Annotated in this window: 13 protein-coding genes; 5 read left to right on the forward strand and 8 right to left on the reverse strand. The window is 64.9% G+C overall.

The features are described 5' to 3' along the window. The first annotated feature begins 30 nt into the window (after window positions 1-30). Window positions 31-474 (forward strand): DUF4112 domain-containing protein, encoded by a 444-nt coding sequence (locus ACFB49_RS09065; protein ID WP_380878665.1) that lies wholly within the window; start codon window positions 31-33, stop codon window positions 472-474. On the opposite strand, the gene ACFB49_RS09070 is transcribed toward ACFB49_RS09065, so the two are convergent. From ACFB49_RS09070 to ACFB49_RS09105, 8 genes are all read right to left on the reverse strand, one after another. Further along, window positions 449-1,171, reverse strand: coding sequence for a ribonuclease T (locus tag ACFB49_RS09070; RefSeq protein WP_380878667.1), 723 nt, complete (start codon window positions 1,169-1,171; stop codon window positions 449-451). The two genes, ACFB49_RS09065 and ACFB49_RS09070, sit on opposite strands and share 26 nt — an antisense overlap. Next, entirely contained in the window at window positions 1,164-1,562 is a 399-nt protein-coding gene (locus ACFB49_RS09075) for a hypothetical protein (RefSeq protein WP_380878668.1), read from the reverse strand. The genes ACFB49_RS09070 and ACFB49_RS09075 overlap by 8 nt, the downstream gene beginning before the upstream one ends. Window positions 1,563-1,637: 75 nt before the next feature. Further along, window positions 1,638-2,483: a carboxylating nicotinate-nucleotide diphosphorylase gene (nadC, locus tag ACFB49_RS09080; protein WP_380878670.1), complete on the reverse strand. Its 846-nt coding sequence runs from the start codon at window positions 2,481-2,483 to the stop codon at window positions 1,638-1,640. A gap of 124 nt (window positions 2,484-2,607) precedes the next feature. Further along, the gene (gene nadA / locus ACFB49_RS09085) at window positions 2,608-3,606 is read right to left on the reverse strand and encodes a quinolinate synthase NadA (RefSeq protein WP_380878672.1); all 999 of its coding nucleotides are present in this window, start codon (window positions 3,604-3,606) and stop codon (window positions 2,608-2,610) included. After that, the gene (locus ACFB49_RS09090) at window positions 3,603-4,325 is read right to left on the reverse strand and encodes a DUF4230 domain-containing protein (RefSeq protein ID WP_380878674.1); all 723 of its coding nucleotides are present in this window, start codon (window positions 4,323-4,325) and stop codon (window positions 3,603-3,605) included. The genes nadA and ACFB49_RS09090 overlap by 4 nt, the downstream gene beginning before the upstream one ends. Beyond that, window positions 4,322-5,191, reverse strand: a complete 870-nt coding sequence (locus ACFB49_RS09095; protein WP_380878676.1) for an MBL fold metallo-hydrolase — start codon at window positions 5,189-5,191, stop codon at window positions 4,322-4,324. Before ACFB49_RS09095 ends, ACFB49_RS09090 begins: the two co-directional genes overlap by 4 nt. 219 nt (window positions 5,192-5,410) lie before the next feature. Then, a complete protein-coding gene (locus tag ACFB49_RS09100; RefSeq protein ID WP_380878678.1) occupies window positions 5,411-6,184 on the reverse strand; it encodes a helix-turn-helix domain-containing protein in 774 nt (257 codons plus the stop codon). 295 nt (window positions 6,185-6,479) lie between these two features. Continuing rightward, a complete protein-coding gene (locus ACFB49_RS09105; RefSeq protein ID WP_380878680.1) occupies window positions 6,480-7,148 on the reverse strand; it encodes a helix-turn-helix domain-containing protein in 669 nt (222 codons plus the stop codon). Window positions 7,149-7,289: 141 nt separating this feature from the next. Between ACFB49_RS09105 and ACFB49_RS09110 the strand changes: the two genes are divergently transcribed. The 4 genes from ACFB49_RS09110 to ACFB49_RS09125 are packed head-to-tail and all read left to right on the forward strand — an operon-like array spanning window position 7,290 to window position 12,789. After that, window positions 7,290-9,290, forward strand: a complete 2,001-nt coding sequence (locus ACFB49_RS09110) for a serine hydrolase domain-containing protein (RefSeq protein ID WP_380878682.1) — start codon at window positions 7,290-7,292, stop codon at window positions 9,288-9,290. Next, the gene (locus ACFB49_RS09115) at window positions 9,290-10,303 is read left to right on the forward strand and encodes a dipeptide epimerase (RefSeq protein ID WP_380878684.1); all 1,014 of its coding nucleotides are present in this window, start codon (window positions 9,290-9,292) and stop codon (window positions 10,301-10,303) included. The genes ACFB49_RS09110 and ACFB49_RS09115 overlap by 1 nt, the downstream gene beginning before the upstream one ends. Beyond that, complete coding sequence (locus ACFB49_RS09120) at window positions 10,300-11,583, forward strand: peptide MFS transporter (protein ID WP_380878686.1); 1,284 nt, start codon at window positions 10,300-10,302, stop codon at window positions 11,581-11,583. Before ACFB49_RS09115 ends, ACFB49_RS09120 begins: the two co-directional genes overlap by 4 nt. 60 nt (window positions 11,584-11,643) lie before the next feature. Further along, window positions 11,644-12,789, forward strand: a complete 1,146-nt coding sequence (locus ACFB49_RS09125) for a dipeptidase (protein WP_380878688.1) — start codon at window positions 11,644-11,646, stop codon at window positions 12,787-12,789. Window positions 12,790-12,801: the final 12 nt, after the last annotated feature.

Raw genomic sequence — 12,801 nt, forward strand, 5'->3', positions numbered from 1 at the left:
CCATATGGAATGCGGGATGAGGAGATTTTGATGGCCGCCACGCCACCGAATTTTGAAGAACTTGCCGCGATCGCCAATCTGGATCGCGATCCCGCCGCCGTGCGCCGCCGGATCGAGGCGATGGAAGGCATGCTCGAACGCGTGCTCGTGATACCCGGCATCAATCGCCCCGTCGGCCTGGATTTCATCGTCGGGCTCGTGCCGGTGGTTGGCGACATTCTCACCGCCGTGATGGGCGCGTGGATCGTGTGGGAGGCGCGCAACCTCGGCATGTCGAAATTCCAGCTGGTCCGCATGGCGACCAATGTCGGCGTCGATTCACTGCTCGGCGCGGTGCCGGTGGTCGGCGACGCGTTCGACTTCTTCTTCCGATCGAACAGCCGCAACCTGAAGATCATCAAGCGCCACCTGGACAAGCATTATCCAGGCACGGTGACGATCGAAGGCGTCAGTTCCCGCCCCGCCAGATCCTGACACTATCGTTGGGCTTGGCGCCCCCGGCCCAGGCGCGGCAGCGCTTGGGCTTGAGCGCGGTGTCGAGGCACAGCCGCACCTCCTCCAACCAGCCCTTGCGGTTGGTCGCGATCTTCCACATCGCAGCATCGGTACCCGGATTGGACGTAGCCAGCGCCTCGGCAAGCTGGCGGACACTCAACGTCGGCCGGCGCGACAGCGCCGCCATGTCCGGGAAACGCAGCCCGCCATAGAGCGCGCCCGCGGTACGGAAATAGGCCTCGGGAGACGCGCTCATGCAGGTGCCATGCTTGGCATATTCGTGCTGCAGCAATTGCACCGAAGGCGTCATGCACAGATTGCTGCGGACCAGCCGATCGGGCAGCAGCGCCGCCGGTCGGCAATATTGCGGCCATTGCTCTCCCAGACCGTCGGGCCACAGCCCATGCAGCGTGAAGCCGAAGCGCGCCGGCCCGCCGCCGCACTGGAAGCGATCGGTCGGGCTGTTGGCCCGCGTCCGGCAATATTCGGGCGACCAGGTGAGCGCGAGCGTATATCCACCGATCGGCACGTTGCGCCGGGGCTGCTGCGCGGTCGCCTCATCCACCGCGGGCCGCGGCAGTACCGCCGGCACGCGGCAATCCCGCGCCTGGGCAAGCGCTGTCCCCGGCAGCGACAGCAGCAAGGCTGTCGCCGCCATCAGGCGCATATCAGTCATTGGCATCCTTGCGGAACCATGCGCCCGCATCGGGCCGGAACAGCATCCACGTCGCGATCAACTGCAAGATCAATTGGGCCGGCGCGATCATCCCGGCCGGCCCCGCCGCCAGCACCGAGCTCAGGGTCATCACCATATTGACCGCACCCAGCACCACCAGCACGACGAAGATCCATTTGGCGATCTCGCTCGCGCGGCGCGTGATGAAATAGACGAGCAGCAGCATGAAGGCGACGCTCACCGCCTGGATGCCGATCACCAGGCCGGGGCCGTGGCCCATCTTCTCGACCATCCCCACTGTCCGCTGCCAACTCAACACCGCTGCCACGATACCAAGCGCGATCGTCGCAAGGGCGATCCGTTCGAACAGGATGATCGATTGTGGCCTCATAGCCGGCTTCCCCCTATGTTTATCCCGCGCGCACCATAGTCCGGGCCGCGGATCGCGCAACCGCGCTCAAACCCTTCAAGCGGTAGCGAAATCGAGCCCGATGTCGGCCGCCGGCGCGGACTGGGTTAGCCGGCCTACCGAGATATAGGTGACGCCCGTCTCAGCGATCGCGCGGATCGTTTCCAGCCGCACGCCGCCCGATGCCTCGGTGGGCAGCCTCCCGCCGACCAGGGTCACCGCACCGCGCAAGGTGGCAGGGTCCATATTGTCGAGCAGCAGGTGGGTGGCGCCAGCCGCAATCGCCGGTTCGATCTGGTCGATCCGGTCGACCTCGACGATGATGGAAGCGATGCCCGCCGCCTTGGCGCGCCGCACCGCCTCGCCTACACCGCCCGCCACCGCGACATGATTGTCCTTGATCATCGCCGCGTCCCACAGGCCCATGCGATGGTTGGTCGCCCCGCCCATTCGCGTCGCATATTTTTCGAGCACGCGCAGGCCGGGAATTGTCTTGCGCGTATCGAGCAGCGTCGCGCGCGTGCCGCCAATCTTGTCGACATAGGTGCGCGCCATCGTCGCGATGCCCGAAAGGTGCTGGACGGTGTTGAGCGCGGACCGCTCCGCCGTCAGCATCGCGCGAGCACGACCATGGAGGCGCATCAACTCGGTGCCGGGCGCAACCGTCTCGCCGTCCGCCACCAGTGTCTCGATCACCACGTCGGGGTCGAGCGCGCGGAAAAAAGCTTCGGCCAGCGGCAGCCCGGCGACGGAGATCGCGTCACGGCTCGCCATCACGCCCGTGAACATCGCTTCGGCTGGGATTACCGCGGCGGAGGTGATGTCACCCTTCTCGCCAAGATCCTCGGCAAGCGTGGCGCGAACGAAGGCAGCAAGATCGAAATCGGCAAGAGTGAAAGGCATTTATCAGACTCCCCCCTCCCGCTTGCGGGAGGGGTCGGGGGTGGGCTCGCGCTTCAAATCGCGCACGACTGAAGGGGGCATTCCCACCCCCCATCCCTCCTGCAAGCGGGAGGGGAGTATCCGATCAATCCCCCGTCACCCGCAGCCCGAGATCGCCCAGCCCGACCGATCCGCTCGCCATCGCCAGCATCCGGTCGAGCGGCTTCTTGGCGGCGAGACGGGTGCCTTCGTCCAGCTCGATCCGCGGCTCCATGTCGCGCAGCGCGATGTAGAGCTTTTCCATCGTGTTGAGCGCCATGTACGGGCACATATTGCAGTTGCAGTTGCCGTCCGCACCCGGCGCGCCGATGAACGTCTTGTGCGGCGCCGCTTTCTCCATCTGGTGGATGATGTGCGGCTCGGTGGCGACGATGATCGTCTCGGCCGGGCTCGCCAGCGCGAACTCCAGGATCGCGCGGGTCGATCCCACCTGATCGGCATGGTCGAGGATATAGGCCGGGCATTCCGGGTGCGCCGCCACGGGCGCGTCGGGATATTGCGCCTTCAGCTTCAGCAATTCGGTTTCCGAAAACGCCTCATGGACGATGCACGCGCCCGGCCACAGCAGCATGTCGCGGCCGGTCTTGCGGTTGAAATAGGCGCCCAGATTCTTGTCCGGCGCGAAGATGATCTTCTGGTCCATCGGCAGCTGGCTGAGGATCTTCTCCGCAGACGAGCTTGTGACGATGATGTCCGAGTGCGCCTTCACCGCGGCCGAACAATTGATGTAGGTCAACGCGATATGATCCGGGTGCGCCGCGCGGAACTTGGCGAACTGCTCCGGCGGGCAGCTATCCTCCAGCGAGCAACCGGCATCCATATCGGGCAGGATCACGGTCTTTTCCGGGGAAAGGATTTTGGCGACCTCCGCCATGAAGCGGACGCCGCAGAACGCGATCACATCGGCATTGGTGTCCGCCGCCTTGCGGCTGAGATCGAGGCTGTCGCCGACGAAATCGGCGAGATCCTGAATGTCGGGCGTCTGGTAGTAATGCGCCAGGATCACCGCGTTGCGCTCCTTGCGCAGCCGCTCGATCTCCGCGCGCAGGTCCAGCCCGGCGAGGCTCTGGGTGGGGGCATTCATGGCTTCGTTCCTCTTTCCGGACGCGCGTTCTGATTCTCGTTCAACCCATATATCTCTTCCAGCGAACGGGAAGCGTCCATCCGCTCGCCATCGCGGGCCACAGGTTCGTCGGCAAAGCGGACGGCAACGCTGGCGTCCAACCCGGCCGCCTTGAGCGGCATCGCGAAATTGCGTTCCACCGCCCGGCGCGCGGCATCGCGCGCCAACCGCATCGGCAGCTCACCGCGGGCCTGCCGCAGCAGTTCCGCCTGACCGGCCTTGCGATTGGCAGCGTCGAGCGCGGTCTCCGCGTCGCTCAGCGCCATCAGCATGCCGCCGCCGTCATATTCGCGGATCGCGGCCATATCCACTTCCGGCCCTGCCAATATGGGGGGTGGCAGCGTCACCGACAATCGCTTGGCCGCCGCATCCCAGCGCACATCTTTCAGGTCGAGTGCAGCCAGATCCACCTCGTAACGGACATTGCCCGGCATGATCAGCGTCTTCTTGGCGGACAGGCCGAACCGGCTCTGGGTTGACGTCACCACCGCTACATAACGGGCAGCGAACACCGTCAGCCGGTTCTGCTCGCGCATCGAATCCAGGCTCGCCACGGCGATCGTCACGGGATCGGGGGAAAAGACGCCGGCGATCTGGCGCGCGCCGAACCAGCCGATCGCGCCTGCCACGATCGCCACGGCAACCAGCGCCGCAAACCACCGGACGGACCTGTTGGTCACGCCGCGCGCGCCCAGCCTTCCTCGCCCGCGCGGATCACCACGCCCCTTCGCTCGAGATCGAGCAGATGCGCCAGCACCGATCGGCCGGCGGCGGCCACCAGCCGCTCGTCCAGCCCGACATACATTTTCGCCACCATCGTCGGGATCGGCTTCTCGCCCTCATTCAGCAGGCGCAGGATCTGCCCTTCGCGCTGCTTGCGATGCCCCATCAGGCTGCGGACGAAGCGCTGCGGCCGGTCCACGGGGTCGCCATGGGCGGGATAATAAACGGTGTCGTTGCGGGCCATCAGCTTGTCGAGGCTCGCCATATAATCGGCCATGTCGCCGTCGGGCGGGGAGATCACCGTGGTCGACCAGCCCATCACATGATCGCCGGTGAACAAAGCCTCGGCTTCCGGCAAGGCGAGGCAGAGATGGTTGGACGTATGTCCCGGCGTCTCGACGCCGACCAGGCTCCAGCCAGGTCCGGACAATGTCTCGCCATCGCCCAACACGCGATCGGGTGCATAATTGCGGTCGAACGCCGCGTCGGCACGGGGGCCGCTGTCGTCGAGCGCGAGCGGCGCGCAGCCAATGATCTCCGCGCCCGTGATCGCCTTCAGCGGCGCGGCGGCCGGGCTATGGTCATTATGAGTGTGGGTGCAGACGATATAGCGGATCGTTTCGCCCGCCGTCGCCGCCAGGATCGCATCGACATGCGCCTCGGCATGGGGGCCGGGGTCGATCACCGCCACCTCGCCATGGCCGACGATATAGGTCTGCGTGCCATGAAAAGTGAAGGCGGACGGATTGGGCGCAAGCACGCGGCGCACCAGCGGGTGCAGGTCCTGCGCGGTTCCGGCTGTCTGTTCGTCCATCAGCGCCATGTGGCACCGGCGGCACCGGATTTGAAGTCCCCGCGCGCATCGTCGGACATTCTTACAAACCACGCCATGGTTCGACAGGCGTCAACCATTGTGACGGCCGGAAAAGTGCCAAACCGCCGTTCTGGCACGCCGTCTGCTTATATATTCGCGTTCCAGTTGTTCCCGCGTTCTGATGGTGGCGGGGTCAGTGCTGTTCCGGTCTCGCACTGCCCCGCCCCCTCAACCGCCCTGCAACAGCAGCGCCGAAGTCTCGGCATCCGCGGGCACCAGCGTCTCGATCGCCACCTCCGCCAGCGTCACGTCGATCGGTGTTCCGAACACCATCGTCATGCTCAGGAACGACATGCGCCTGCCACCCACGTCGATCACCAGCGGCACCGCGATCGCATCCGGCCGCCGCTCGGGCACGTGTCCCGCAGGGTAACCGCGCAGTTCCGCCAGCAATGGGGTGAGCGCGATGTCACCCGTCGCGTCGATCTGCATTTCCAGGCGGTGGCAGATATGCGCCTTCCACTCACCCAGATTGAATATCCGCGGTGCCAGCCCCTCAGGATGAAGGCCCAATCGCAGCACATTGACCGGCGCCGCCATCAGCCAGGGCGCCACGCCCTCGATCAGCGGCCCCAATGCCGCGTTGTTGCGCAGCAGGTTCCAGTGTCGATCGATCGCCAGCGCCGGGAACGGATGGAAGCTCGCCAGCAACCGTTCGATCGCGGCCAGCGCGGGGCCGAGCGCGGGATCGTCGATCGGCCGTTCGGGGAAAGCCGGAGCATAGCCCACCGATACCAGCAGGGCATTGCGAGCACGCGGCGGCATCTTCAGCTTCTCGGCCATTCGCAGCACCAAGCCACGGCTCGGGCGCGATCTGCCGGTCTCGACGAAGCTCAGATGACGGGGCGAAACCGATACGTCGAGCGCGAGGTCCATCTGGCTCACCCGCCGCTGCTTGCGCCACCCCCGCAGAAGATCGCCCAACGGAAGATGCTGCGTCATGGCCCCCACGCTACCAGACGGCCCACTTGCCGCCATTACCCCACAGGTAATCGATCTCATGACCTCGAAGTCGCAGGCAGTTCCTGCGGTGATCTTCGCGGCGCGCAACCTACGGATCGTATCATGAGGAAAAGCGGCTTCCTACGTCGCATCCTCGGGTACGACGCACCGAGCTGTCTCGGAATGGGAGTGTTGCTGGCAGCGGGCGCGACTACCGTTGCGCGTGATCGGTCCGGAATTGCTGCTACGCCCGGCCGGTCTCGCCTCCCCCACGCAGCCCGCATGGATCGCGATCTTATCGCGCCTTTGCCTGCTTGATAGACGTCACCTCACCGTCGCCATGCAGCGTCATGAGCGATTCCATCAGGCTTTCGTCCGCGCTGGAACAGACGCCCAGCACCAAAGCCTCCTCGCATCCTTCGGCGGTGATGTAGGCGTGGCCCATGTTCGAATCGATGTAGATCGATTCGCCCTGCTTCAGCAGCACCGGATCGTAAAACTCGGTGTGGATCTCGATGCTGCCTTCGATCACATAGATATATTCCTCGCCCGGATGGTGGACGAGTTCGCCGAACTCCTCGACCGATTTGGCGCGGATGCGAGTCAGCACCGGGATCATCCGCTTCCGCCGCAACTCCGTGCAGAGGTAGAAATAGTCGTAATTGGCGGTCTCGACCCGCACCGCCCGATCGAGCCGGCCGATGCTGCGCCGCGCCGTCACTGGCTGCGGCTCGATCATGTCGTCCGACTCGGCGAACAGCTCCGACATCCGCAAGCCCAGCCGCTGGCTCAGGCTCAGCAGCTTGTCATAGGTCAGCGTCAGGCGATCATGCTCGATCTTGGACAGGGTGGATACGGGTATCCCGCTCTTCGCGCTCATTTCCTTGAGCGTCCATCCCTCCCGGCTGCGCAACCCCCGAAGCAGCGCCCCGAGCGTTGGATTGGCTGATTTCAAGCGGCTCAAAACGTCTCCGGCGGTCATGTTGACATTGTTTTCCGATTAGGATCATGATGTCCTGATCAGGATATACCCAAGATATAGGCTGTTCCGCAGGTAGGCAATCCCGCCGCGGCGGCATCAAAACAGGAAAGGGGGGCGTTGGACATGCGTTCGATCAAGCTATTCGCGGCGGCCGCTTTATTGCTGGCAGGCGGGGTCACCGCCGCACAGCAGGCGACCAATCTCGCGCCCACATTGGCGCCGCCATCATTGTCGAAGCCGGTCGCAGCACCGGTAGCGAGCGGCGCACCCGCGGTCGGCCAGCGCGCGCTTAGCAAGGATGATGTCGACGCCTGGCTCGACGGCTACATGCCCTATGCGCTCCACACCGGCGACATTGCCGGCGCCGTGGTGGTCGTCGTCAAGGACGGCCAGGTGCTCACCCAACGCGGCTTCGGTTATGCGGACGTCGCCAAGCGCTCGCCGGTCGATCCGGCCAGGACGCTGTTCCGCCCCGGATCGGTCTCCAAGCTGGTGACCTGGACCGCGGTGATGCAGCTTGTCGAGCAGGGCAAGATCGATCTCGACGCCGACATCAACCGCTATCTCGATTTCAAGATCCCGCCCAAGGACGGCAAGCCGGCAACAATGCGGCAGGTGATGCAGCACACCGCAGGCTTCGAGGATCATGCTAAGAACATCATCTTCTATGACGTCAAGCATATGCAGACGGTAGGCGACTATGTGAAAACCGCGCTGCCGACGCGGATCTACACGCCCGGCACCACGCCATCCTATTCGAACTATGCGACGACGCTGGCCGGCTATGTGGTCGAGCGCGTCTCGGGCCAGCCGTTCGACGACTATGTCGATCAGCATATCTTCAAGCCGCTCGGCATGACGCAATCGACCTTCCGGCAGCCGCTGCCCAAGGCCCTCGTCCCGCAGATGGCGACCGGATACTCGGTCGCTTCGGGCAAGCCGATGCCGTTCGAAATCGTCGGCCCGGCGCCGGCGGGCAGCCTGTCCTCGCCCGGCGCGGACATGGCCCGCTTCATGATCGCGCACCTGAACCAGGGCGCGGGCATCCTGAAGCCGGAAACGGCCAAGCAGATGCACGATAGCCCGCTGACTTTGATCCCGCCGCTCAACCGGATGCAGCTCGGCTTCTTCGAAACCAACATCAACGGCCGCCAGGTCAACGCCCATCTCGGCGATACCGAGGCGTTCCACACCTCGCTCCACCTCTTCATGAACGATGGCGTCGGTTTCTACGTTTCGTTCAACAGCGGCGGCAAGCAGGGTGCAGCCCATGCCCTGCGCGGCGCATTGTTCCAGGATTTCGCGGATCGCTACCTGCCCTCGATCGCCCCGCCGGACGGCAGGGTCGATGCGAAGACCGCGGCCGAACATGCCAAGCTGATGGCCGGCCACTGGCAAAACAGCCGGCGTGAGGAGACCAACTTCCTCGCCATCACCGGCCTCATCAGCCAGACCGTCGTCACCCTCGACGATAAGGGCGGGCTGCTGATCCCGGATCTCACCGGCCTCAACGGCCAGCCGCGCAAGTGGGTGGAGATCGCCCCATTCGTCTGGCGCGACACCAACAGCCATGATCGCCTCGCCGCCAAGGTCGTCGACGGCAAGGTCGTGCGCTGGAGCGTCGACGGCTTCTCGCCCTTCATGGTCTTCGATCGCGTACCCAGCTACAAGTCGGCCGCCTGGCTGCTGCCTCTGCTTTATGCCAGCCTCGGCGTTCTGCTTCTGACCTTCCTCCACTGGCCGGCCGCAGCACTCGTCCGCCGCAGCTTCAAGGCACCGCTGCCGCTGGAAGGCAAACAACGGCAGGCCTATCGCGGCGTACGGCTCGCCGCGGGTCTGTCGATCGCCATCCTGGTCGGCTGGATCGTCGGCTTCACCAAGCTGATGAGCGAGCTCACCTACCTGACGGCGAAGTCCGACTGGTGGCTGTGGACGCTGCAGATCGCGGGTCTCTTCGTCTTCGTCGGCACCGTGCTGCTGGCGGGCTGGAACCTCTACCTCACCTTCACCGGCAAGCGCCGCTGGACGAACAAGCTGTGGGCGGTGCTGCTGCTCATCGCCTCGCTCACCGTGCTTTATGTCGCGTGGATCTGCGGCTTCCTCGCGATGACGGTGCATTACTGATGGCCAGCCTCAAGCTGAATGTCGTCAGGGAAGGGCTGCGGCTTGCCGCGCCCTTCCGCATCTCCGGCCATGTGTTCGAACTTTGCGACGCCATCTTCGTCACGCTCGACGATGGCGCGCATCGCGGCCGGGGCGAGGCGGCGGGCGTCTTTTATCTGAACGACGATGCCGATCATATGCTCACCGCGATCGAAGGCGTGCGCGCCGCGATCGAGGCCGGCCCATCGCGCGAGGAACTCCGCGGGATCCTGCCGGCGGGCGGCGCCCGCAACGCGATCGACGCCGCCTTGTGGGAGTTGGAAGCCCAGCGCAGCGGCAAGCCCGTCTGGGCGCTGGCCGGGCTTCCCGAACCCCGCCCGCTCCTCACCACCTTCACCCTCGGCGCCGATGATCCGCAGGTGATGGCGGAAGGCGCGCGGGGTTACGCGCAGGCACGCGCGATCAAGGTCAAGCTCACCGGCGATCTCGATCTCGATATTGCCCGCGTGCAGGCCATCCGCGCCGCCCGGCCCGATGTGTGGCTGGGCGTCGACGCCAATCAGGGCTTCGCGATCGGCGATCTCGATGCGCTGGTTGCCGCGATGGTCGACAGCAAGGTCTCGCTGATCGAACAGCCGCTCGCCCGCGGGCGCGAGGCCGATCTCCAGGGCTACAAATCCCCCATCCCGATCGCCGCGGATGAAAGCGCGCTGACCCTGGACGATGTGCCGGGCCTCGTCGGCCGCTTCGACGTCTTCAACATCAAGCTCGATAAATGCGGCGGGCTGACCGAAGGGCTGATGATCGCGCGCGCGGCGAAGGACCATGGCCTGGAGGTGATGGTCGGCAACATGGTCTGCACCAGCATCGGCATGGCGCCGGGCTTCGTGCTCGGGCAGCTGTGCGACATCTGCGATCTCGACGGGCCGATCTTCCTGAAGCAGGATCGCACGCCCGGCATCGTCTATCGCGACGGCGCCGCCTGGTGCGACGATGATGTGTGGGGTGCCACCGCGGCGGTCGCCGTCGTATGAGCGAGGCGGCCCCGCGCCCGTGGTTCGGGCAACCGCGTGGACTGACAATCCTGTTCCTCACCAACATGTGGGAACAGTTCAGTTACTTCGGGATGCGCGCGCTCCTCGTCTATTACATGACGAAGGAGCTGCTGCTGAGCCAGGGTCAGTCCTCCTTCATCTACGGCGCCTACACGGCCTGCGCCTATTTCACGCCGATCGTCGGCGGGGTGATCGCGGATCGGCTGCTCGGCAAGCGCCGCGCGGTGATCATCGGCGCGTCGATCATGGCGCTGGGCCATTTCATGATGGCGTTCGAGCCGCTTTTCTATCCGGCGCTCGCCACCATCGCGCTCGGCAACGGCCTGTTCCTTCCCAGCCTGCCGAGCCAGATCAACGACCTTTATGCCGCCGGCGATCCGCGGCGGGGTTGGGCCTATAATGTCTATTATGTCGGCATCAACATCGGCGGTTTCCTGGCCCCTCTGGTCTGCGGCACGCTCGGTGAATTCTATGGCTGGCATTATGGCTTCGGCGCCGCGGGCGTCGGCATGCTGGCCGGCCTCCTGATCTATCTCGCCGGCCAGAAATATCTCCCGCCGGAGGCGCCGCGCATGCCGACCGCCGAACTGCCGGCGACACGCTGGGCCGATCATCGTCGCACCTTCGCGGCGCTGCTGGCGATCGCCCTCTCGGTCACCGTCTTCCGCGGTGCTTATGAACAGGTCGGCAATACCGTGGCTTTGTGGGCGGACACCGGGGTCGATCGCCTCGCCGGCGGCTTCACGATCCCGATGACCTGGTTCCAGTCGCTCAACCCGCTGCTGGTGATGCTGATGACCCCGGCTCTGCTCGCTTACTGGCGACGCCGGGCGGATGCCGGGCGCGATACCTCGCCCGCGCGGCGGATGGCGATCGGCGCGCTGGTCGTGGCCGGCGCCTATCTGCTGCTGTCGCTCGTCGCCGGCTTCACGGGTGAGGCACGCGCCGGCTGGCTCTGGCTCGGCCTCTTCTTCCTGATCTTCACCTTCGGGGAATTACTAATCCTGCCGACCGGCCTCGGCCTGTTCGCCCGCCTCGCCCCACCGCGGCTCGGCGCGACCACGGTCGCCGCCTGGTATCTCGCCATCTTCACCGGCAGCCTTTCGGCCGGTCTGGTCGGCACCTTGTGGAGCGACATGACGCCAGCAAGCTTCTTCGGCCTGCTCGCGTTGATCGCCGCTGTGGCCGCTTTGCTACTGCGCTCGCTCGATCGGATGGTTCGCAGCGTCGATCGGGCCTGGCCGTCCGAATCAGTTTGACAATTCTCTGATCAGGACAATACGATCCCAATACGGACTAAATTTAGCAAGGAAGCGGGATTGGGCGCGCTGTCGACCCCAAATCGTCGAACCGTTCTCGGGGCCGCCATTGCCGGCGCCGCGCTTGCCTTTCCCATGATCAACAGCGGCAGCTTCGCGGCCGCACCGGGCAGCGCGAAACGCTATTCGCGCCGCACGCTCGACATCATGGAAAAGGCGCTCGTCATCGACATGCTGGCGCCGCCGCGGATCGACATGGCGCCCGATGCCTTCTCCCGCCCGCTCACAGCTCGCGAGATCGCCGATTTCAAATCCTGCGGCATCACCGGCTTCCATAATGCCTTTGGGCTCGGGGGGCCTCAGGCGCGCGAGGATGCCCTTACATTCCTCGCCGCCTGGCAGGGTTTCGCCGGCCGCAATGCCGATATCTTCTCGCTCGTCGGCACCGTCGCCGATCTCGATCATGCCAAGGCCCAACGCAAGATCGGCATGATCATCGGCCTGCAGAATGCCGAGCAGTTCGAAAAGCCCGAAGATGTCGCGCTTTTCTATGGCCTCGGCCTGCGCTGCGCGCAGCTCACCTATAACAGCCAGAATCTGATCGGATCGGGCAGCACCGATCGCGTCGACGGCGGCGTCAGCGATTTCGGCGAGACCGTCATCGAAGCGATGAACAAGGCCGGCATGCTGGTCGACGTGTCGCACAGCGGCGACCGCACCACGCTGGACGCGATCGCGATCTCCAAATCACCGATCGCCATCACCCATTCCAACTGCCGCGCGCTTTCCAACCATCCCCGCGCCAAGAGCGACGAGGCGATCAGGGCGCTCGGCAAGACGGCCGGCGTGATAGGGATCAGCGGCGTCCGCATGTTCGTGAAGGACAAGGATCCGACCACGCTGGGCGATATGGTCGATCATATCGATCATGTCGTGAAGCTGATCGGCGTCGACCATGTTGGCATCGGCTCCGACGCCGATCTCAACGGCTATGACGACATGCCGGCCGATCAATATGCCAAGCTGAAAGCCGCCTACAAGGCGAGCTACGCCTTCCGCGACAAGATCGACATCGAAGGCTTCGATCATCCGATGAAGATGTTCGACCTGACCGAGGAACTGGTCCGGCGCGGCTGGTCCAACGAGAATATCGGCCTCGTGCTCGGCGGCAATTTCCGCCGATTGCTTGGCCAGGTCTGGAAATAAGGGACGGGCCAC

This window comes from Sphingomonas sp. DBB INV C78 (assembly GCF_042693015.1).
Classification (GTDB): domain Bacteria; phylum Pseudomonadota; class Alphaproteobacteria; order Sphingomonadales; family Sphingomonadaceae; genus Sphingomonas_E.